The following is a 20789-nucleotide window of genomic DNA, read 5'->3' as shown; positions in this document are numbered from 1 at the left end:
GAACGGATGCAACGCCAACGCGCAGCGTGTGGCAAAAAAAGTAACGCTGCGCGTTGGCCGGTTTTACATCAGCAGCAAGCGCAGGTGCTTGCGCAAATCTTGCCGCTGAACGAGCAGGTCGTAGCGCCCGAGATGAGCACCTTGCCGATGCCTGGATCGGTCAGCGCCGCTTCGGTAGCCGCAGCACCTTCGATATAAAGCGGGCCTGCGGGATTGTCCAGGCCTTCATCACCACTCAGCCAACCCGAAACGACTTCATCAATCTGTTGCATAACTATCTCCTTTTGCGAAGCAAAGAGTTAGAACAGCGAAGACGCGGATTCGATGCCACATGCCGCCACGGTTCCCGAATCCGAGCCGGTTCAGAACGTTGACACACACATGGACGCAGGTTTGCCGTGGACAGTGGTTCCCCTCCTGCAAGCAGGTGACCCTGGGCAAACCGCGGCCACCTTGCTCCCGGCCCACGTGGCTGTCAATTGCCGGTTACGGGTATTGGAATCACCGTCAAAAAAAGCGGAGAGGTTGCTGCGGTGCGAAAAGTGGCGGCATGCAAGCCCCGTGCGCTTGTGCTGGGCCGTCGCCGAACCTTAAAATGGATCTCTTTGGCGCAAGGTCGCCATCGCCCAGGTCGCGGCAGGGCAGGCATTCGAAGGTTGTGGGTCGACCGGAGAAAGTCTTTGAGAATCCGCAGCTTGTAATCCGGCGAACGATGCGAAAGTGGCGGAATTGGTAGACGCACTGGATTTAGGTTCCAGCGGGTAACCCCGTAAGGGTTCGAGTCCCTTCTTTCGCACCACCCGAACCTTGAGCTGATTTTTGCGGGCGGCGAGCCGCCTCGGCGCCGGTACGGGCCACTACAGGACATTCCAGGAGACGTCATGCAGTTTTCAGTTGAAAACGTCGGCAAGCTCGAGCGCAAGCTCACGGTCAAATTTCCGGCAGAGCGCTTTGAGTCGCAGGTCAGCGCGCGCATCGCCGAGATGAGCCGCACGGTACGGCTGAAAGGCTTCCGCCCGGGCAAGGTGCCCGCCAACGTGATCCAGCAGCGCTTCGGTGCGCAGGTGCGCGGCGAAGTGCTCTCCGACCTTATCAGCAGCACCCTGCGCGAGGCGTTCGAAAAGGAAAACCTGCGCCCGGTCGCCAATCCCGCCATCGACACCACCGGCCAGCCGGAAAATGGCGAGATTGCCTACACGGCCATCTTCGAGGTGATGCCGGAATTCCCTGAAATCGACGTCGCCGCACTGGAAATCAGCCGCCCGACGGCGGAAGTCAGCGATGCCGACGTCGAAAAGATGATCGAAACCCTGCGCCAGCAGCGCCGCAGCTTCAACGAAGTCGAGCGCGCGTCGGTGGAAGGCGATTTCGTGATGTTCGAATACGACGCCGTCGCCGGCGACTACCGCTTCCCGGCCGAAGGCCAGGAGCGTGCCGGCAGCGTGCTGGGTTCCGGCACCCTGTTCAAGGCGCTGGACGGCGCGCTCGCCGGCCGCAAGACAGGCGAGACGTTCGAAAGCGATATCGAATTCCCGGCTGATTTCCGCAACGAGCAGCTCGCCGGCAAGACTGCCAAGGTGAACTTCAGCATCGTGAAGGTGCAAGAACCCCAGCTGCCGGAAGTGGACGCCGAGTTCATCAAGCTGTTCGGCATCGACGATGGCGACATGGATCATTTCCGCAAGGAAGTGCGAGCCAACCTGGAGCGCGAACTCAAGGCCGCCTTGATGGGCCGCCTGAAGTCCCAGGTAGCCGAGAAGCTGGCCCAGACCTACAACGGCCTCGAAGTTCCCAACCTGATGGTGCAAGGCGAAGCGCGCAACCTGGCGGCTGCCAGCGTGCCGCGCGGCCAGCAACCCCCGCAGCAGTTGATCGATGCCGCCGCACCGGCCGCACGCCTGCGCGTCATCGCCGGCCTCCTGATGGGCGAGATCGCGCGCAAGAGCGAACTCAAGCTTGACCGTATGCGTCTGGCCGAGCAGCTTGCCGCCATTGCCTCGACCTACGAGGAGCCGGAGAAGGTCATTGAACTCTACAACGGCGATCCCCAACTGATGTCCGGGCTGCAGAACCGCGTCATGGAAGACCAGGTGGCCGAGTGGGTGGCCGAACACGCCAATACCACCGTGCAGAACCTGAGCTTCGACGAAGTGATGCGCCCGGTCGGCGCCTGAGACGATTCGTTCAGGCCTGGCGAGCACGACAAGACGCGTTGAGAGTGCCTTCCTGTACTTTTCCCCGCGCCAAGTTCACTAGACATTCGAACGCGGCATCGCGAATCGGGCACACACGTGATGTGCCGATTCGCGACTTGTCTCGCCGGCCTAGCTAGCGGATGGAATTATCGACCTGCTAGTCTGGCTTGATCATACGAATCGCTATTCAGTCCCCACTTCGGAGAGCCGCACGCATGGCCATGGACCCGATCCAGAATCTCAACCTGGTGCCGATCGTTGTCGAGCAGACCGCTCGCGGCGAACGTTCGTATGACATCTATTCGCGCTTGCTGAAGGAACGCGTGATCTTCCTGGTCGGCGAAGTGAACGACCAGGTGGCCAATCTGCTGGTGGCGCAGATGCTGTTCCTCGAATCGGAGAATCCCGACAAGGACATTCATCTGTACATCAACAGTCCCGGCGGCGCTGTTACCGCGGGCCTGGCGATCTACGACACCATGCAATTCATCAAGCCCGACGTCAGCACGATGTGCGTCGGGCAGGCCTGCAGCGCCGCTTCGTTGCTGCTGATGGCCGGCGCCAAGGGCAAGCGTTATTCATTGCCCAATTCGCGCGTGATGATCCATCAGCCGTCGGGCGGAGCCCGCGGGCAGGCCACCGATATCGAGATCCAGGCCCAGGAAATCCTGTACCTGCGTCGCCGATTGAACGACATCTATGTCCGTCACACCGGCCAGCCACTCGATAGGATTGAACGTGATATGGAGCGTGATCGTTTCATGAGCGCCGAGCAGGCCAAGGAATACGGGCTGATCGACGCCGTTCTGGACCGTCGCGCCGTCGAAACGGTCAAGTCGGCCTGATTTTTAGTCGATCTTCATCACGTAACCGGGGTTCCGGGCCGGGTGCGGTCTCGGAACCCTGTGCTATTCTCGACCCGTACCGGGATTTTCTAGCAGGATCAAACGAATGACTGACGAGCGGCAAGGCCGTTCCAACGACAGCGGCAAGATTCTTTACTGCTCCTTCTGCGGCAAAAGCCAGCATGAGGTGCGCAAGCTGATCGCGGGTCCATCCGTGTTCATCTGCGACGAGTGCGTGGAGCTGTGCAACGACATCATCCGTGAAGAGCTGGAAGAGAAAGCCGCCTCCGGGCGCAGCCAGCTTCCCAAGCCCAAGGAGATCATGGAGACCCTCGACCAATACGTGGTCGGGCAGACGCGCGCCAAAAAGGCGCTGGCCGTCGCGGTCTACAATCACTACAAGCGGATGGAATCGCGCCAGCGCAGCGATGACGTCGAGCTGGGCAAGTCCAATATTCTTCTTATTGGCCCGACCGGTTCGGGCAAGACGTTGCTGGCGGAAACGCTGGCGCGCTTGCTCAATGTGCCGTTCACCATCGCCGACGCCACCACGCTGACCGAAGCGGGCTATGTCGGCGAGGATGTGGAAAACATTATCCAAAAGCTGTTGCAGAAGTGCGACTACGACGTGGAGAAAGCGCAGTCGGGTATCGTCTACATCGACGAGATCGACAAGATCTCGCGCAAGAGCGAGAACCCGTCCATCACGCGCGATGTTTCCGGTGAAGGTGTGCAGCAGGCACTGCTCAAGCTGATCGAAGGTACGCTGGCTTCGGTGCCCCCGCAGGGTGGCCGCAAGCATCCGCAGCAGGAATTCCTGCAGGTCGACACGAAGAACATTCTGTTCATTTGCGGTGGTGCGTTTGCGGGCTTGGAGAAGGTCATCCAGCAACGCTCCGAAACCACCGGTATCGGCTTCTCTGCGGAAGTGCGGTCGAAAGAACGCACGGAAAATCTCGGCAAGGTCTTGGCCGAAGTGGAACCCTCGGACCTGGTGCGTTTCGGTCTGATTCCGGAATTCGTTGGCCGTCTCCCGGTCGTCGCTACTCTGGATGAGCTTGACGAAGCGGCACTGGTAAAAATCCTTACCGAGCCGCGCAACGCTGTCACCAAGCAGTTCCGCAAGTTGTTCGAGATGGAAGGCGTTGAGCTGGAGTTCCGGCCGGAAGCACTGCAGGCGATAGCGCGCAAGGCGCTCAAGCGCAAGACAGGCGCTCGTGGCCTGCGCACGATTCTGGAGCAGGTCCTGTTGGACACCATGTACGAACTGCCCTCACTTGAGCACGTCAGCAAGGTCGTGGTGGACGATGCTGTCATTGAAGGCCAAGCAGAGCCTTATCTGATTTATCGCGGCAACCTGCAACAGCAACAGGCGCGCATCGGTAGCGAAAAGAGCGGCGACGCGGCTGCCTGATCACTGCTTTTGGATGTCAGAAAAACGGCCTCGGCGGTCCTCCGCCGGGGCCGTATGTTTTCCGTTATACGGCCAGCACTTGTGTGAACCACACGTCGCCTCCACTTGACGACTCAATGGCCTCGGCGCAGTGTCGGGGTCGTCAGCCACGGTGGCGCTGGATGTGCCGTGTGTGCTCGGGCGAACCGGGCCGGCTGATGCCGCAAGGATGGCCTGGACGGCTATTCAAGGTTTTCCACCTTTTTCGCGAGAGATCCCCTGCGATGGCAAAAAGTGCCGCAATTCCCACCACGACTGGCGCCGCCTTGGATGTACTGCCGGTGCTTCCGCTGCGTGACGTGGTCGTGTACCCGCACATGGTGATACCGCTGTTTGTGGGACGCGACAAATCCATGCGTGCACTTGAGCGCGCGATGGAAGGCGAACGCCAGATACTGCTGGTCGCCCAGAAAAGCCCGGATATCGACGATCCGGCCATCAAAGATCTGCATCAGGTCGGTACGCTGGCCGGCGTGCTGCAATTGCTGAAACTTCCCGATGGCACCGTGAAAGTGCTGGTCGAAGGCCAGGCACGCGTGTCCATCGATGAATATCACGACGAAAGCGGCATGCTGGTGGCGCGCTCGCACGTCATCGAGCCCGTCTACAGCATCAAGGAGCGCGAGCTGGATGTGGTGTCGCGCACATTGGTGTCATTGTTCGAGCAGTTGGTCAAGCAGAGCCGCAAGCTGCCGCCCGAAGTGCTGGCGACGCTGTCGGGCATTGATGATCCTTCGCGCTTGGCCGATTCCATCGCCGCGCATTTGTCCGTGCGCATGGCCGACAAGCAGAAGGTGCTGGAAACGGCCGACGTCGCTCAGCGCCTCGAATTGCTGATTGGCCTTGTCGATGGCGAAATCGATCTGCAGCAGGTAGAAAAGCGCATCCGCGGCCGCGTGAAGTCGCAGATGGAAAAAAGCCAGCGCGAGTACTACCTCAACGAGCAGATGAAGGCGATTCAGAAGGAATTGGGAGAGGGCGAGGAAGGCCCGAACGAAATCGAAGAACTGCAGAAAAAGATCGAAGACGCCGGGATGCCCAAACCGGTGCTCGCCAAGGCGCGCCAGGAATTCGGCAAGCTGCGCCAGATGTCGCCGATGTCGGCCGAAGCCACCGTGGTGCGCAACTACCTCGATTGGCTGATTGGTGTGCCATGGAAAAAGCGCAGCAAGGTTCGCAAGGATCTCGCTTTGGCGCAGCAGGTGCTGGACGCCGATCATTTCGGCCTGGAGAAGGTAAAAGAGCGCATCCTCGAATATCTAGCAGTGCAACAACGCGTCAGCAGCATGAAGGGACCGATCTTGTGCCTCGTCGGTCCGCCCGGCGTGGGCAAGACCTCGCTCGGTCAATCCATCGCCAAGGCGACCAACCGCAAATTCGTTCGCATGAGTTTGGGCGGTGTGCGCGACGAAGCGGAAATTCGCGGCCATCGTCGAACCTACATCGGTTCGATGCCGGGCCGCATCGTGCAGAACATGAACAAGGTCGGCAGCAAGAATCCGCTGTTCGTACTGGATGAAATCGACAAGATGTCGATGGATTTTCGTGGCGATCCTTCGTCGGCGCTGCTCGAAGTGCTCGATCCGGAGCAGAACCACACGTTCAACGATCACTATCTGGAGGTCGACCTCGACCTTTCGGAAGTGATGTGGATTGCCACGGCCAATTCGCTGAACATTCCAGGGCCGCTACTGGATCGTATGGAAGTCATTCGCATCCCTGGTTACACCGAGGACGAGAAACTTGCCATCGCGCAGAAGTATCTATTGCCCAAGCAAGTCAAGGCCAACGGTTTGAGGCCCGACGAAGTTGCGGTCGATGAAGAAGCTGTGCGCGACATCGTGCGCTATTACACGCGCGAGTCGGGCGTGCGCAATCTTGAGCGCGAGATTTCCAAGATCTGCCGTAAGGTCGTCAAGCAGCTCACCCTGGGTGAACTCAAGGAAGGTGCTGAATCCGCGAAGGCGAAGAAGTCTGCCAAGGCCGGGTCGGGTAAGGTCAAGGTGAATTCCGACAATCTCGAAAAATATCTCGGCGTGCGCCGTTTTGATTTTGGCCGCAAGGAACAGCAAAACGAGATCGGCCTTGTCACTGGTCTTGCATGGACGCAGGTGGGCGGTGATTTGCTCAGCATCGAAGCATCGATCGTGCCGGGCAAGGGGCGCCAAGTGCATACCGGGCAGCTTGGTGACGTCATGAAGGAGTCGATCCAGGCTGCCCTGTCGGTGGTGCGCGCGCGTGCCAACCAACTGGGTATCGATCCGGATTTCCATGAGAAATTCGACCTGCACATCCACGTGCCGGAAGGCGCCACGCCGAAGGATGGTCCGAGTGCAGGCATTGCGATGTGCACGGCACTCGTGTCGGCGTTAACCAAGGTGCCGGTGCGTTCCGAAGTGGCGATGACGGGTGAAATCACCCTGCGCGGCCGCGTGCTGCCGATCGGTGGCTTGAAGGAAAAATTGCTGGCGGCGCACCGTGGCGGTATCACCACCGTGATCATTCCGGATGAGAACCGCAAGGACCTTGCGGACATTCCGGAAAACATCACCGGTTCGCTGGATATCCATCCGGTGCGCTGGATCGATGAAGTGCTCGACATTGCGCTGGAGCATCCGCTGCAACCGCTGCCGGCCAAAGAACCTGCCGAGGCCGGTACCACCACGGAAGCGGTGCCGCACGAGGATGGTGCTGAAACACCCGCGCGTCCACACTAGTCCGTTTTGTTTCCAGGCTGCCTTGCGATGGGCGACACGTCACGCGTGCCGCCCATTTCGCATTGCGACATAACACAGCCGGATGGCTTTTGCATAGCTTTTCCGTGTACGCAAATGGCCCTGCTGAATCTCCGCAATGCGTTGGTATTGCTTGTATTGCGGACCCTTGGGGGCGCTGGTATAAAGTCTCACCTCATCCTGACGTCCACCCGACGCGCAGTGATGCGGGTCTGCGTGGCAGCGCCCAGCACGAATCCGACTCTTTCCCGCCAAGCCCTCAAGTCCCAATCTTTCCGCGGGCCGAATACCTGTTTAAGGGAGTAACTCAATGAACAAAACCGATCTGATCAATGCCGTCGCCGAAAAGGCCGAACTGACCAAGGCCGACGCAGGCCGTGCGCTCGAAGCGTTCTTCGAGACCGTGCAGAAGGCGCTGCAAAATGGTGACGACGTCGCGGTCGTCGGCTTTGGTACCTTCACCGTACGCAGCCGTGCTGCCCGTACCGGCCGCAATCCGCGCACGAATGAGGAAATCAAGATCGCCGCCTCCAAGGTTCCCGCATTCAAGGCTGGCAAGACGCTCAAGGACGCCCTAAACTAAGCGGCCCGCTAGGGTCCGGGTGCTTAGCTCAGCGGTAGAGCGTCGCCCTTACAAGGCGAGGGTCGTAGGTTCGATCCCTACAGCACCCACCAGTAACGTGGAGCGGTAGTTCAGTCGGTTAGAATGCTGGCCTGTCACGCCGGAGGTCGCGGGTTCGAGTCCCGTCCGCTCCGCCACGGTTTGCAAGGGCGCCCCCGTGGCGCCCTTGTTGTTTAGATTACGCGCGGCGACGCGCAGAACATCATCATCGCGGGAAGAATCCATGCTGCAGTCACTACGCGACAAGATGCAAGGATGGCCGGCCATCATCGTGCTGGGTGTTGCCGTATTCGCCATGTCCTTCTTCGGTATCGAAGGCTACTTCAACTCGCACGTTGAAACCTTTGTCGCCAAAGTCGGCAAGCGCGAGGTCAGCCAGCAGCAGTTCCAGGACACGGTCAACCGCCTGCGTCAGCAGCAGCGTGCGCAACTGGGCGATCACTTCGATCCGACCGTGTTCGACAAGCCCGAATTCAAGCAGCAGATCCTGGACGAACTGGTCGGACAGCAATTGCTGCTGCAGGCCAATGAAGACCTCGGCATGCGCGTTTCCGATCAGGCGCTACGCGACACCATCGCTTCCATGCCGGCCTTTCAGGTCGACGGCAAATTCAACGCCGACATGTATCGCGCGCAGTTGGCTGGCGCGGGCATGACGCCGGAGATGTACCAGGCCAACGTGCGCAGCTCATTGGAAGGCAGCTTGCTGCCTGATGCCATCAGCAGCAGCGCCATCATCACGCCCGCTGACCTCGATCGTTATTTGGACATCAAGCTGCAGCGTCGCGACATCCGCTATTTCGTGCTGCCGCGCCCGACGCCTGCAGACAGCCAGGTCACGGATGCGCAGGTACAGGACTATTACAAGGCGCATCAAGCGGATTTCATGAATCCGGAACAGGTCTCGCTGAAGTACATCGAAGTGAACGGCGCGGATCTGAAAGCCGATACACAACCCACCGATGAAGATCTGAAGAAACGCTACCAGGCGGAGCTTTCGCGTTTCGGCATGCCGGAAGAGCGCGAGGTCTCGCACATTCTGGTCAATGTGCCGAAGAACGCCACGCCTGCGCAGCAGAAAACAGCATTGGACAAGGCGGAAAAGATCGCTTCCGAAGCCACGCCTGCGAATTTTGCCAAGCTGGCGCAGCAGGATTCGGACGACCTTGGTTCGAAGCTGCAAGGTGGTGACCTGGGCTGGTTGCAGAAAGGCGTCACCAATCCCGCTTTCGATGCGGCGATGTTTGCCATGCAGAAGGGACAGATTTCCAAGCCTGTGCTGTCCGACGAGGGCTACCACATCATCTACCTGCGCGACGTTCGCAGTGGCCAGACCAAGCCATTCGAGCAGGTGCGGGACCAGCTTTTGAAGGAAGCCACCACCGGCGAACGCGACCGCGTCTACAACGAGACTGCCGGCAAGATGACCGATCTAACCTCGCAGAATCCGGGCTCATTGGAACCGGCTGCGCAGGCTTTGCATCTGCAGATCAAGCAAACGCCGCTGTTCGGTCGCGAAGGCGGCCAGGGCATTGCCGCCAATCCAAAAGTGACTGCCGCCGCGTTCTCCAATGACGTGCTTGCATCGGGCAACAATTCACCTCTGATCAACCTCGACAAGACTGATTCGGTGGTAGTGCGTGTCGACAAGCATGTACCGGCGTCGGCCAAGCCGATTGCTGAAGTGCATGACGCGATCGTGCAGAAGATTCTCGATCAGCGCATTGCCGAGGCTGCACGCCAGAAGGCAGACGTGCTGGTACAGCGACTTGGCAAGGGCGAGGATATCGTCGCCCTCGCCGGCGCCGAACATGCTGATCTGCAAACGGCGAGCCAGGTGCAGCGTATCCAGCAAGCCCAGCAGGGCACGAACGTGCCGCAGCCGGTGCTGACCCAGGCATTCAAGACCCCGCACCCTACTGCCGATGGCAAGCCGGAGTACGCCAGCGTTGCGCTCGATCACGGCACGTACGCCGTGCTGGCTGTCGACAAGGTCGAGCCAGGTGATCTTTCCAAGTTGACTTCCGATGACCGCCAACAGCTTTATCGCCAGATGGTGCAGGTTTACGGTGGCGTGGAAACGCAGGGTTTTGTCGATATGCTCAAGGCGAAAACCAAGATCGAGATTGCCAAGGACCGCATGTAACGCAAGTCGTGGCGCCCTGTCGAAAAAGCGGCTCGCAAGAGCCGCTTTTTTTTATGTGTGCTGCTCTGGAGATTTAAGGCAACACTGATTAAGTATCGCCGTCGTCATGATGTCTGGAAGGCTTGCAGGATGTGTTGCGTGGCATTGGGAAGATTGGTTGTCTTGCCAAGCCGCGCGGCGCAGCCTGCGGGCCTTCCAGACATCACCCCATCACTTTGAATTCAACATGTTGGGACCAGCCCTGTCTGTCCGCATGCCGCGGGTCCCCGTCTCGCCAGACGGCCAGTCTGCCTTCGGCGACAGCCCTGTGGCCTGCGAACAGACAGGGCTGGTGATGACGGCGATACTTAATCAGTGTTGCCTTAAACGCGAGCCCTGCCTGGTTACCGCCTCTATGCGGGTTGGCAATGGCCAGTGGCATGCCGCCACGCGTTTAGTGACCAACCGAGTCGAGCTTGAGCACCTGGCCAGGCTTCAGCGGCTTGCCGTGCAAATGGTTCAGCCGTTCGAGCGTGTTGACACTGACCGAATAATTGCGCGCGATTTGCCACAGGCTTTCACCGGATTTCACTATATGTGTCCTGGCATGACGCGGGGCTTCGTCTTGCGTGCTCTGGTCTTGCTTGTCGGCATACATCGCCGGCAGCGGCGTGTTGGGAGACGTGCTGGCCGTCATGCCCTGTTCATTGGCGATTTGCATCGCGCTGCGCAGCAGCTCCGCGTTGCGACGTGGCATCAATAAATGTCCGGGCGTATCCGCACTGAGGAAATTGCCTTGCAAGGCAGGATTCAGCCGCTTCAAGTCGTCGGTTTCCATGCCGGCATGATCGGCTGCGGTGGATAGCGTCATGTCATGCTTTATCTGCACCGTTTCCAGGTGTTGATCGGCAGGAAGCGTGGGCAGATCCACATTGAAACGCGACGGGTCTCTTACCACGCAGGAGATCGCCAGCAGCTTGGTGAGATGTTCCCGAGTAACCTTCGGTACCGGCCATTTGGGAATGGCCGGTTCGTCCGGCGGCATGCCGTGCTGCTGCACCATTCGCTGCACGCCGTTTTCGCCACGGTTGAATGCATAGTCGACCAGGCGCCAATCATGCAGTTCGTCGTGATAGTCGTGCAGCATGCGCATCACGCTGTCCGTGGCCGCAGACGTATCCAGGCGCCCGTCATAGCCATGGCCCACATGCAGGCCCATCACACGAGCCGTGCTTTGCACGAGCTGCCACATGCCTGCCGGAAGATTGCGATGGCCGGGCACGGGGCGATACTGGCTTTCCACCCACGGCAGCAGCACGAACTCGCCGGCCACGTCGTGTTTTTCTGCAGCCTGTTGCACGTAAACGATGCGCGGCAGCGCATCGCTCATTTCCTGCTCGAAACGCTGCGGGTTTTGCGTATAGCGGTGCGCCCAGACCATGATCTGCGGATCGGCATCGCAATCGGCCATGGCAAAGCTGTTGCGCAGCTTGTCCCACACGTTGGCGTTTGATTCCTCGGTTGCAGCCGGGGAAGGAGATGCTTCGGGTGCAGGCAATGGCGTAGCGGGGACGGGACTTGGCGCCGGGATGACCGTGGCGGGCGCAGGCATCCTCGGTTTGTTCGCAGGCGGCGTTGCACACGCTGCCAGCAGGGAGGTCAGGGCAACCGGCAGAAGTCGTCGTGCGTATCTCATGCCTGAAACCCATCCTTGGCGGAGCGAAGAGCTGCAAAGCGGGCGACAGCATCGTCATTGGCCGCGCCGTGTCGACGGCACCAGGCGATCACATCATCGCTGTTCACGCGCAGGAATGGATTGCAGGCAAGCTCGCTCGAAAGCGTTGCCGGTACGCTGGGCTGCTGCTTCCCGCGCAGGGTTGCGACATCATCCAGTCGCTGTTTGAGCGCCGTGTTGTCGGGTTCCACCGTTTGCGCGAAGCGTCCGTTCGCAGCCGTGTATTCGTGGCCACAGCAAACCAGCAGGTTGCCGGGTAGCGCCGCTATGCGTTGCAGCGAGGCAAGCATCTGTGCCGGCGTGCCTTCAAACAGACGGCCACAGCCGAGGCTGAACAACGTATCGCCACACAGCAACACGCCTGCACCGGCATACACGATATGGCTGAGCGTGTGCCCGGGTACCGCGAGGACCTGAAAACGCACCGCAGGCTCGGCGAGCGCCAGCATCTCGCCATCACGTACGCGATGGGTGGCCGCTGGGATGCGCTCATCCTCAGGCGCGTAGATGGGGGCCCCGTGTGCCGCCCGCAGAGCCGCTGCACCACCAATGTGGTCGCTATGGTGGTGGGTCAGCAGAATCGCGCACAGCTTGAGCTTGCGCGCGCGCAGGGCGTCTTCCACAGGATGCGCTTCACCCGGGTCGACGACGATGGCGTGACCGCTGTCATCGTAGAGCAGCCAGATATAGTTGTCGGCAAGCGCCGGTAACGGTACGACGTGCAAGGGCGTTCTCCGCTCTGTTGCGCTGGCCCTTGCCGTGTGGACATCAGGTCCGTCCAGGGGCATCAGGCCAGTGCATCCTTCGTATCGACTGGCGCAGGCGTCCTGGCATGCGCGAGACCGCCGACTATATAGCCCGGAGCTCCCAGGATCGTTAGATACGTGTTAATCGAAATATCCTGCGAAAGCGGTTCGGCCATGGTTCGTCTTTGTAAAGCCAGCCGCTAAACTCTGCCTATGCTTCTGACAGGCCTCCCGTAGATGCCACCGCGCGCCCACGATATTTATGCAAGTGCGCCCATGCGTGGTCTGATGGCTGACGAAACGGTGGCCTATATGCCCGACGTTCGCCGTTGCGCGGGCGCTCGCGCGCTGCTGCTCTCGGCCGCTGAAGGTGATGGGCCGCCGAACCCTCCATATCTGGGACAGTGGGTCACCCTTCGCCTGGCGGGCGAGCGTTTCCGGGGTGATGTCTGCGCTCGCGCCGATGAGCCGCTGCCGTTCGCAGACGGGGCCTTTGATCTGATCCTGCTGCGCCATGCATTGGAGCTGGCGCCGCTGTCGCTGGATGAGATTGTGCGCGTGCTGGCGCCGGGCGGCCTGCTTGTGCTTACGGGCATGATCCCTTTGAGCGGGTGGACCCCTTGGTGGCTTTGGCGGACGCGTGGCAGCACTGCACATGCCCGATCGCCCATGCAGTTGGCTGCGCGCTTGCGGCGCGCCGAAGTGCAGGTTGAGCGGGTACAGCGCGTAGGCCAATGGCTACCGCTCGCCTCGGCTGTTCGCGGCAGCGGACCTGGCTGGCTGGGTGGGGGCTATGTGCTGGTGGCGCGCAAACGAGGGCCCGCCAGCGCGCCAACGCGGCTGCGGCCCAAGCCCGTTACCGCTCCTGTGCGAGCTGGCTTGGCGCCTGGCGCACGGCGCAGCTCGGTGAGTTGAGCAAACACGACTATCGATACGAAAACAACGGAGCGGAACGAGTGGCGGAAGTGGAAGCGTTTACCGATGGCGCGTGCCTCGGCAATCCCGGCCCGGGAGGGTGGGCGGCTCTGTTGAGAGCCAAAGGTACCGAGCGTTTGCTCAGCGGTGGCGAAGCGCAAACCACCAATAACCGCATGGAGTTGCTGGCGGCCATTCAAGCGCTCGAAGCGCTCAAGCGTCCTTGCCAAGTGGTGCTGACGACGGACTCCCGCTACGTGATGCAAGGTATCGAGGAATGGGTGCCGCGCTGGATCAGCAACGGTTGGCGCACGGCCGACAAGAAGCCGGTGAAAAACCAGGATCTCTGGCAACGGCTTTCGGCCGCTGCAGCCCCGCACAAGATTCGCTGGGAATGGGTGCGTGGCCATAGCGGCCACGACGAAAACGAGCGCGTGGATCAGGCCGCGCGGCAGCAAGCAGAACTATTTCGGAAAACGGCATGAGACAGATCATTCTCGATACGGAAACCACTGGCCTTGAAGTCCGCCAGGGGCATCGTTTGATCGAAATCGCCTGTGTGGAAATGGTGGAGCGCCGACTCACCGGCCGGCACTACCAGACCTATCTCAATCCCGATCGCGCCATCGACGAAGGCGCTCGCGAAGTCACCGGTATCGCCGATGAATTCCTGCTCGACAAGCCGCGTTTCCACGAAATCGTGGATGAGTTTCTGGCCTTCATCGACGGCGCCGAATTGATCATCCACAACGCGGCGTTCGACGTCGGCTTCCTCAATGCCGAACTGGCACGCGCAGGTGCGCACTACGGCGCCATTGCCGATCGCTGCAACGTGCTCGATACGTTGCTGATGGCGCGGGAACGCTATCCCGGTCAGCGCAACAGCCTGGATGCGTTGTGCAAACGCCTGGGCGTCGACAACTCCGCGCGTGATCTGCACGGTGGCTTGATCGACGCGCAGCTGCTGGCGGACGTCTATCTTGCGATGACGTCAGGCCAGGTGGTGCTGGACCTCGGCTTTGAAGGTGGCGCGGAAACCACAGGCGTGCACAGCATCGTTACGCCCTTGGTGTTGGCGCGCCGGCCGCGAGTGTTGTGCGCCAGCGAAGACGAAATCAGCGCGCATTTGCAGCGCCTGGATATGCTGGACAAGAGTGCAGGGGGGCAATCGATATGGCGCAAGCAGGAAGCGGAGGCTTAATCAGTGTTGCCTTGATCGTCCGCAACGGCTCGTTCGAGCTTAGTGAATCCGCGCCAGGATTGCCGTGATGTTGTCGCTGCCGCCACCCTCGAGTGCGGCGAGCAGCAAATGATCGAGACATTCCTGCGCGGCCAGATCACGCCGGCCGATGATTTCCGCAATGCGCCTGTCGCTCACTTCTTCCGTCAGGCCATCACTGCAGGCTAGAAAGCTCATGCCAGGTTCGAGCTTTCCCTTCGCCATGCTGATGTGCAATTGCTCCAGGGCCGTAATGCCCAGGGCTTGCGTAAGGATGTTGCGTTGGGGATGGCGTTTGGCTTGTACTTCGTCGATGGCGCCAGCTTCTACCAGCCGTTGCACGAGCGAGTGATCGTGGCTGATCTGGCGTAAACCGTTTTTCCATTGATAGATGCGGCTATCGCCCACCCAGACCACTTCATAATCTTGCTCTGTAAAGCGGATGGCGGCCACCGTGGTGCCCATTGGCAGCGCATCGTCGTAGCGCTGTGCGTGCTCCAGCAATCGTGCCGCCGCGCCATGCACGGCTTCGGCCAATGACTTTCCCTTGCGCACCGAGCTCACAATGGCATCGCGCGCCATGGCCGAGGCCACCTCGCCATGCTGATGCCCGCCCATGCCGTCCGCGACCAGGAACAGGCCAAGCGACGCGTCGGCATAGTAGGTGTCTTCGTTGCGCGCGCGGCGCAGACCGACATGGGTTCCGTGTCCGAATTCGATCATGGGCGTCCGCCGAGTGGATGCGCGAAGCATGCCGGATATGGAGGCGTGGCGCAAAAAGGCAGAGATGTTCTCAATGCCTCAGCTATTGAATAGCTGGGATGCCATTGCAGTTGTAAGCAACGCAAACGTAGAGCGTTTGCGTTGCTGGCGCAGAGGGTGGGATTGTTCGGCTCATCCATGGGCCGAACCCTTCGCGCAAAGCGCGGAGGGCCAGCCTCCGGCTGCCCAAATTTGTTCCCAACAAATTTGTCGAACCGATGGGTTCTCATCGGGCCACCCTCTCCGCCAGCTATAAAAAAACGCCCACGAGGGGCGTTTTTTTATAGCTGGCGGAGAGGGTGGGATTCGAACCCACGGTACGCTTACACGTACGCCTGATTTCGAGTCAGGTACATTCGACCACTCTGCCACCTCTCCAAAGGGTGCGTTGCTGGTCGCGCGAGCCGGATATGATACGTGTTGCTCGTCGCGGTGACAACTGCCGGGACCAAGTCACCGGGCAGCGGCTGCCGTCCCATCCAGCCGGGCTCCCAGCCGCCGTGCGCGGGGGAGGTAGTAGTGATCCGGATCCAACGACAGCGCCACGTAGCGGGAGCGGCCGACGATTTCGTTGCGCGGGAAGAATCCCAAGTAGCGCGAGTCCATGCTGTTATCGCGATTGTCACCAAGCAGCAGATACTGGCCGGCGGGCACGGTGACGGGCCCGAAGTCGCGCGCTTCGCTGGGCCGATAGAGCGAAAGCCGGATAAGGTGCTGCATATCGCCCACTCGCTCCACTTCGTAGCGGCCCGGGTCCTCAAGGTCGTCATGGATGCCGGTGACGGTCGCCGGTGAATAGCGTGCGGCATTGCCATTCACGTAGAGGACGTTATTGCGCATCGCGATGATGTCGCCGGGAACGCCAACCACGCGTTTCACCAGCTTTTCGTCAGCCGCGTGTGAATCGAGTACGACGATGTCGCCGCGCTGGGGATCGGCCAGATGAATCAGCGAAAGGTGGGTAAACGGTACGCGAAGGTCGTAAGCCGCCTTATCGACCAGGATGCGATCGCCGACCTGGATGGTGGGTTGCATCGAGCCGGTCGGCACATCGTTCCAGTCGGCGAGCGCGCTGCGGAACAGCAGCATGCCGAGCATGAAGACGAAGAAGCCTTTGTTCCTGGAAAGGAAGGACAAGACCTGGCGCATGAAATACCCCTTGGTTGGCCGGAATGACACACCAGCAGGATGGACACCAGCTTCGCCGTTGGAGTTTCCGCTCTTCAACCAGCATAAAGGGGGGCGATATCGCATCGCCCCCTTTGCCTGGTTATGCCGCGGCCTTCTTTTTCGCCAGCCGCAACCAGGTATCCACCACGGTGTCGGGATTGAGCGATACGGACTCGATGCCCTGGTCCATCAGCCATTCGGCCAGGTCCGGATGATCCGACGGGCCTTGGCCGCAGATGCCGACGTACTTGCCGCGTGCACGCGCGGTCTTGATCGCCATCGCCAGCAGCTTCTTCACCGCCGGATCGCGTTCGTCGAACAGGTGGGCGACCACGCTGGAATCGCGATCCAATCCAAGAGTGAGCTGGGTGAGATCGTTCGAGCCGATCGAGAAGCCGTCGAAGATGTCGAGGAATTCGTCCGCGAGCAGGGCGTTCGAAGGCAGCTCGCACATCATGATGACCTTGAGCTCATGCTCGCCTTGCTTGAGGCCGTTTTTGGCCAGCACCTCGACCACCTTGCGGCCTTCGTCGAGCGTGCGCACGAAAGGAATCATCACCCAAACGTTGGTGAGTTCCATCACTTCACGCACATGCTTGACGGCTTTGCATTCCAGGCCGAACGATTCGGCAAAGCCCGCGTCGACGTAACGGCTGGCGCCGCGGTAGCCGATCATCGGGTTTTCTTCGTGAGGCTCGTAGCGCTGGCCGCCGAGCAGGTTGGCGTATTCGTTGGATTTGAAATCCGAGAGGCGCACGATTACCGGTTTGGGATACACCGATGCGGCAATGGTGGCGATGCCTTCGGCAAGGCGATCGACATAGAAGCTCACCGGATCTTTGTAGCCGGCAATGCGCGCATCGATCTTGGCCTTGGTTTCGGGATCCTGCTTGTTGTATTCGAGCAGCGCCTTCGGATGCACGCCGATATGGCTGGCGATGATCATTTCCAGGCGCGCCAGGCCGATGCCCGCGTTGGGCAACATGCCGAAATCAAACGCGCGCTCCGGGTTGGCGACGTTCATCATGATCTTGAGCGGCGCTTCAGGCATGGCGCCGAGATCGGCCGTGACGCGATCGAATTTGAGCTGGCCTTCGTAGATCAGGCCGGTATCGCCTTCGGAGCATGAAACCGTGACGTCGTGGCCGTCGGGAATCGTATCGAGTGCATGGCCCGTGCCGACGACGGCAGGTACGCCCAGTTCACGCGCAATGATCGCGGCGTGGCAGGTGCGGCCGCCGCGATTGGTGACGATGGCCGACGCGCGTTTCATCACCGGTTCCCAATCCGGGTCGGTCATGTCGGCAACCAGCACGTCGCCTGGCTGCACCTTGTTCATGTCGGCAAGCGAGCGGATCACGCGCGCCTTGCCGCTGCCAATCTTCTGGCCGATGGCGCGGCCTTCGGCCAGCACCTTGCCCTTTTCGTTGAGATGGAAGCGCTCAAGCTGGGTGGCGTGCGCGCGCGACTTCACCGTTTCCGGCCGCGCCTGCACGATGTACAGCTTGCCGGTGTTGCCGTCCTTCGCCCATTCAATGTCCATCGGGCGCTTGTAATGCTGTTCGATCACCAGCGACTGTTTGGCCAGTTCCTGCACGTCTTCGTCGCTGATGCAGAAACGATTGCGGTCGGCGGCCGGTGTTTCTTCGATGCGCACGCGCTCGCCCGGTTTGTTCGAATACACCATGCGCTGCTGTTTTGCGCCCAGACTGCGGCGCAGCACGGCCGGCTTGCCTGCCTTCAGTGTGGGCTTGAACACGTAGAACTCATCCGGATTGACGGCGCCTTGCACCACCATTTCACCCAGCCCATAGCTGCCGGTGACGAACACTACGTCGCGGAAACCCGATTCAGTGTCGAGCGTGAACAGCACGCCGGAGGCGCCCACGTCGGAGCGCACCATCAGCTGCACGCCGGCGGAGAGGAACACGTCCTCGTGCTTGAAGCCCTGGTGCACGCGATAGGCGATGGCGCGGTCGTTATAGAGCGAGGCGAAAACTTCCTTGACCTTGTGCAACACGTCTTCGACGCCGACGACGTTGAGGAAAGTTTCCTGCTGGCCGGCGAAGGAGGCGTCCGGCAAGTCTTCGGCGGTGGCGGAAGAGCGCACGGCCACGGCGATGTTGTCGGCGCCCGCGTCCTTGCATAGCTGGGCGTAGGCGTCCCGGATCGCCTGTTCCAGGTCAGCGGGCAGGGCGGTGTCGACAATCCAGCCGCGGATTTCCTTGCCGCCGGCGACCAGGGCGTCTACGTCGTCGACGTCCAGCGTGACCAGCCGGTCGGCGATCCGCTTGGACAGGCCGCTCTTTTCGAGGTACTGCTGAAAGGCTTGCGCCGTGGTGGCGAAACCGCCGGGTACCGATACCCCCAGCTGAGCGAGGTTGCCGATCATCTCGCCTAGCGACGCGTTCTTGCCGCCTACCTTGCCAAGGTCGGTCATGCGCAGTTGGTCGAGCCAAAGCACCAGATCGTTCAAGGGGATCTCCTCAAGAGCTTCAATGGAAAAAGCAGGCAGTCGTACCGGACAAACCCGGTCGCATAAGACTGGTATTGTCCGCTGCCGATGGTGCGAGGCACAAGAAGACCATTGCGATCACAGGGCGCGCCACCTGCATACCAGTCAGATAAAAGTCAAGCAACGACAAGGCTTCGTGCTTGGGTTAAGGTGCAAATCAGCGATTCATCCTGCCCAGGGAAAACGCATGCAACGCTCGGTTTTTTTCATCTCAGATTCCACTGGTATTACGGCCGAGACGATCGGAAACAGCATTCTTGCCCAGTTCGAGGGGGTGCAGTTCGAAAAGCACCGCTTGCCGTTCATCGACACCCCCCAGAAGGCGGAGAATGCCGCGCTGCGCATCAAGACGCGGTATGCGCAGAGCGGGCATCGGCCGATCGTGGTCAACACCATGGCCGACCCCGCGCTATGCGAGGTGGTGGCGACCAGCGGCGCGCTGATGCTGGATGTGTTCGCGCCGTTTATCGGTCCGCTGGAGGATGAACTGGGGACCCGGCATTCGGGCGCGGTCAACCGTTCGCACGGCCTCGTGGATTCCGCCAAATATGAGGCGCGCATCAACGCCACCAATTACGCCTTGAGCCATGACGATGGCATGGCGGTGGACTACGCCCAGGCGGATCTGATCCTGGTAGGTGTGTCGCGCTCAGGCAAAACGCCGACATGTCTGTACATGGCCTTGCATTACGGTGTCTGCGCCGCCAACTACCCGCTGACCGAGGAAGATCTGGACAAGCTCGAACTTCCGGGTCGCCTGCGTACCAATAAGCATCGCCTGTTCGGCCTCACCATTGAAGCGCAGCGCCTGGCGCAGATTCGCGAAGAGCGGCGCCCAGGCAGCCGGTATGCCACGCTGAAGCAATGCCGCTGGGAGCTGGAGCAAGCTGAGCGGCTGATGCGCCAGGCGGGTATTCCGTATCTCAACACCACGCACGTTTCTATCGAAGAGATTGCGAGCAAAATCCTCGATCAATTCGGTATCGAAAAAGCCATGTACTAACTGAGGTCGCCCCAACTTCATGAGTGCCGTACTTGACCGCCGCTCCGCCTTGCTGCCAGGACGCTTCGAGTTCCTGATGGGGCTCTATGCCGAAAATTATCATCGGCTGACGCGCCTGTTCGCGCCCCAGCAGCTGGACCTGGGTGATTACGTCTCGGATGTCGATGACGGCCTGCCGGTGCATTTGGTGTTGCAGGAGCGCCATCCGTACACGCTGGAACTCGAACTCACCTACGGGTTTGTCGACACGCAGACCGGCCGCCGTTCGCCATCGGCACAGTTGCGCATGTACAGCGATGCGCACGTCGCCGAAGCCTTGCACTGCCATCCCGGTCGCCACTTGTGGCAAGTGCTGGGTCCATTTCCGCCGGCGCATTCGGTATTCCAGCACCGCTTGCAGATGAACACTTTTCTCACGCGCTGGCTTGAGTACCTGGCGGAGCAGGGCCACTCGGCGGGAACGCTGGAGCGCGCCTAGGTAGGGCGGGCGAGGGTGAATCCCAACATCACTATGCTGTAGGCAACAAAAAACCCGCATCGCGCGGGCTTCTTGGAAGTGGCGGAGCGGACGGGACTCGAACCCGCGACCTCCGGCGTGACAGGCCAGCATTCTAACCGACTGAACTACCGCTCCACGTTGTACAGCAACCAACTCACTAAATCCTTTTCCATTCCGCCCAGCGTTTGGGTGAAATGGCGTCCCCACGGGGATTCGAACCCCGGTCGCCACCGTGAAAGGGTGATGTCCT

17 protein-coding genes and 5 tRNA genes are annotated in these 20789 nt (G+C 60.5%); 14 read left to right on the top strand and 8 right to left on the bottom strand.

Features of this window, described 5'->3' with window-relative positions; genetic code table 11:
• Positions 1 to 68: 68 nt before the first annotated feature.
• Complete coding sequence (locus tag V7M64_RS02250; RefSeq protein ID WP_324147740.1) at positions 69 to 272, bottom strand: DUF6229 family protein; 204 nt, start codon at positions 270 to 272, stop codon at positions 69 to 71.
• Positions 273 to 714: 442 nt separating this feature from the next.
• On the opposite strand from V7M64_RS02250, the gene V7M64_RS02245 reads away from it, so the two are divergent.
• The 9 genes from V7M64_RS02245 to V7M64_RS02205 all read left to right on the top strand — a co-directional run bounded on the left by V7M64_RS02245 (position 715) and on the right by V7M64_RS02205 (position 9996).
• Positions 715 to 799, top strand: a tRNA-Leu gene (locus tag V7M64_RS02245).
• Positions 800 to 881: 82 nt separating this feature from the next.
• A complete protein-coding gene (tig, locus tag V7M64_RS02240) occupies positions 882 to 2174 on the top strand; it encodes a trigger factor (RefSeq protein WP_333676730.1) in 1293 nt (430 codons plus the stop codon).
• 236 nt (positions 2175 to 2410) lie between these two features.
• Positions 2411 to 3040: an ATP-dependent Clp endopeptidase proteolytic subunit ClpP gene (gene clpP / locus V7M64_RS02235; RefSeq protein ID WP_333676729.1), complete on the top strand. Its 630-nt coding sequence runs from the start codon at positions 2411 to 2413 to the stop codon at positions 3038 to 3040.
• A 106-nt stretch (positions 3041 to 3146) separates the two neighbouring features.
• Positions 3147 to 4454: an ATP-dependent Clp protease ATP-binding subunit ClpX gene (clpX, locus tag V7M64_RS02230; RefSeq protein ID WP_333676728.1), complete on the top strand. Its 1308-nt coding sequence runs from the start codon at positions 3147 to 3149 to the stop codon at positions 4452 to 4454.
• Between the two features lie 263 nt (positions 4455 to 4717).
• Positions 4718 to 7210 (top strand): endopeptidase La, encoded by a 2493-nt coding sequence (gene lon / locus V7M64_RS02225; RefSeq protein ID WP_333676727.1) that lies wholly within the window; start codon positions 4718 to 4720, stop codon positions 7208 to 7210.
• A 328-nt stretch (positions 7211 to 7538) separates the two neighbouring features.
• A complete protein-coding gene (locus V7M64_RS02220) occupies positions 7539 to 7811 on the top strand; it encodes an HU family DNA-binding protein (RefSeq protein WP_284323064.1) in 273 nt (90 codons plus the stop codon).
• A gap of 17 nt (positions 7812 to 7828) precedes the next feature.
• A tRNA-Val gene (locus V7M64_RS02215) sits at positions 7829 to 7903 on the top strand.
• 7 nt (positions 7904 to 7910) lie between these two features.
• Positions 7911 to 7987: transfer RNA gene (locus tag V7M64_RS02210), tRNA-Asp, on the top strand.
• Between the two features lie 86 nt (positions 7988 to 8073).
• Positions 8074 to 9996, top strand: coding sequence for a SurA N-terminal domain-containing protein (locus V7M64_RS02205; RefSeq protein WP_333676724.1), 1923 nt, complete (start codon positions 8074 to 8076; stop codon positions 9994 to 9996).
• A gap of 433 nt (positions 9997 to 10429) precedes the next feature.
• On the opposite strand, the gene V7M64_RS02200 is transcribed toward V7M64_RS02205, so the two are convergent.
• Together V7M64_RS02200 and gloB are read right to left on the bottom strand one after the other, a co-directional pair.
• The gene (locus V7M64_RS02200) at positions 10430 to 11476 is read right to left on the bottom strand and encodes a LysM peptidoglycan-binding domain-containing protein (RefSeq protein WP_333676722.1); all 1047 of its coding nucleotides are present in this window, start codon (positions 11474 to 11476) and stop codon (positions 10430 to 10432) included.
• 191 nt (positions 11477 to 11667) lie between these two features.
• Entirely contained in the window at positions 11668 to 12435 is a 768-nt protein-coding gene (gene gloB / locus V7M64_RS02195; protein WP_333676720.1) for a hydroxyacylglutathione hydrolase, read from the bottom strand.
• 297 nt (positions 12436 to 12732) lie between these two features.
• Between gloB and V7M64_RS02190 the strand changes: the two genes are divergently transcribed.
• From V7M64_RS02190 to dnaQ, 3 genes are read left to right on the top strand one after another with little or no spacing between them, the layout of a single operon-like run.
• Positions 12733 to 13371: a methyltransferase domain-containing protein gene (locus V7M64_RS02190; RefSeq protein WP_333676718.1), complete on the top strand. Its 639-nt coding sequence runs from the start codon at positions 12733 to 12735 to the stop codon at positions 13369 to 13371.
• A 41-nt stretch (positions 13372 to 13412) separates the two neighbouring features.
• Positions 13413 to 13856 (top strand): ribonuclease HI, encoded by a 444-nt coding sequence (rnhA, locus tag V7M64_RS02185; RefSeq protein WP_333676970.1) that lies wholly within the window; start codon positions 13413 to 13415, stop codon positions 13854 to 13856.
• On the top strand, positions 13853 to 14572 hold the full coding sequence (dnaQ, locus tag V7M64_RS02180; RefSeq protein ID WP_333676716.1) for a DNA polymerase III subunit epsilon: 720 nt from the start codon (positions 13853 to 13855) through the stop codon (positions 14570 to 14572). The genes rnhA and dnaQ overlap by 4 nt, the downstream gene beginning before the upstream one ends.
• A gap of 39 nt (positions 14573 to 14611) precedes the next feature.
• Here the strand turns inward: dnaQ and V7M64_RS02175 are convergent, their stop codons facing one another.
• The 4 genes from V7M64_RS02175 to ppsA form a co-directional block, all read right to left on the bottom strand.
• Positions 14612 to 15313, bottom strand: coding sequence for a protein phosphatase 2C domain-containing protein (locus V7M64_RS02175; RefSeq protein WP_333676714.1), 702 nt, complete (start codon positions 15311 to 15313; stop codon positions 14612 to 14614).
• Positions 15314 to 15640: 327 nt separating this feature from the next.
• Positions 15641 to 15730 (bottom strand) — tRNA-Ser (locus V7M64_RS02170).
• A 75-nt stretch (positions 15731 to 15805) separates the two neighbouring features.
• On the bottom strand, positions 15806 to 16501 hold the full coding sequence (gene lepB / locus V7M64_RS02165; RefSeq protein WP_333676712.1) for a signal peptidase I: 696 nt from the start codon (positions 16499 to 16501) through the stop codon (positions 15806 to 15808).
• Positions 16502 to 16622: 121 nt separating this feature from the next.
• Positions 16623 to 18998, bottom strand: a complete 2376-nt coding sequence (ppsA, locus tag V7M64_RS02160) for a phosphoenolpyruvate synthase (protein ID WP_333676710.1) — start codon at positions 18996 to 18998, stop codon at positions 16623 to 16625.
• A 226-nt stretch (positions 18999 to 19224) separates the two neighbouring features.
• Here ppsA and V7M64_RS02155 point away from each other — a divergent pair, with 226 nt between their 5' ends.
• Both V7M64_RS02155 and V7M64_RS02150 read left to right on the top strand, forming a co-directional pair.
• Positions 19225 to 20040 (top strand): pyruvate, water dikinase regulatory protein, encoded by an 816-nt coding sequence (locus V7M64_RS02155; RefSeq protein WP_333676969.1) that lies wholly within the window; start codon positions 19225 to 19227, stop codon positions 20038 to 20040.
• Between the two features lie 19 nt (positions 20041 to 20059).
• Complete coding sequence (locus V7M64_RS02150) at positions 20060 to 20518, top strand: DUF1249 domain-containing protein (RefSeq protein WP_333676708.1); 459 nt, start codon at positions 20060 to 20062, stop codon at positions 20516 to 20518.
• A gap of 79 nt (positions 20519 to 20597) precedes the next feature.
• On the opposite strand, the gene V7M64_RS02145 is transcribed toward V7M64_RS02150, so the two are convergent.
• Positions 20598 to 20674, bottom strand: a tRNA-Asp gene (locus V7M64_RS02145).
• Positions 20675 to 20789: the final 115 nt, after the last annotated feature.

This window comes from Dyella sp., assembly GCF_036746095.1.
Lineage (GTDB): Bacteria > Pseudomonadota > Gammaproteobacteria > Xanthomonadales > Rhodanobacteraceae > Dyella_B.
This window is presented reverse-complemented; position numbering and strand designations above follow the sequence as displayed.

Bases quoted from the DNA above. Each gene is read 5' to 3' on its own strand.
- V7M64_RS02250 (WP_324147740.1), bottom strand. From the start codon at position 272: ATGCAACAGATTGATGAAGTCGTTTCGGGTTGGCTGAGTGGTGATGAA.
- tig (WP_333676730.1), top strand. From the start codon at position 882: ATGCAGTTTTCAGTTGAAAACGTCGGCAAGCTCGAGCGCAAGCTCACG.
- clpP (WP_333676729.1), top strand. From the start codon at position 2,411: ATGGCCATGGACCCGATCCAGAATCTCAACCTGGTGCCGATCGTTGTC.
- clpX (WP_333676728.1), top strand. From the start codon at position 3,147: ATGACTGACGAGCGGCAAGGCCGTTCCAACGACAGCGGCAAGATTCTT.
- lon (WP_333676727.1), top strand. From the start codon at position 4,718: ATGGCAAAAAGTGCCGCAATTCCCACCACGACTGGCGCCGCCTTGGAT.
- V7M64_RS02220 (WP_284323064.1), top strand. From the start codon at position 7,539: ATGAACAAAACCGATCTGATCAATGCCGTCGCCGAAAAGGCCGAACTG.
- V7M64_RS02205 (WP_333676724.1), top strand. From the start codon at position 8,074: ATGCTGCAGTCACTACGCGACAAGATGCAAGGATGGCCGGCCATCATC.
- V7M64_RS02190 (WP_333676718.1), top strand. From the start codon at position 12,733: ATGCGTGGTCTGATGGCTGACGAAACGGTGGCCTATATGCCCGACGTT.
- dnaQ (WP_333676716.1), top strand. From the start codon at position 13,853: ATGAGACAGATCATTCTCGATACGGAAACCACTGGCCTTGAAGTCCGC.
- V7M64_RS02175 (WP_333676714.1), bottom strand. From the start codon at position 15,313: ATGATCGAATTCGGACACGGAACCCATGTCGGTCTGCGCCGCGCGCGC.
- lepB (WP_333676712.1), bottom strand. From the start codon at position 16,501: ATGCGCCAGGTCTTGTCCTTCCTTTCCAGGAACAAAGGCTTCTTCGTC.
- V7M64_RS02155 (WP_333676969.1), top strand. From the start codon at position 19,225: ATGCAACGCTCGGTTTTTTTCATCTCAGATTCCACTGGTATTACGGCC.
- V7M64_RS02150 (WP_333676708.1), top strand. From the start codon at position 20,060: ATGAGTGCCGTACTTGACCGCCGCTCCGCCTTGCTGCCAGGACGCTTC.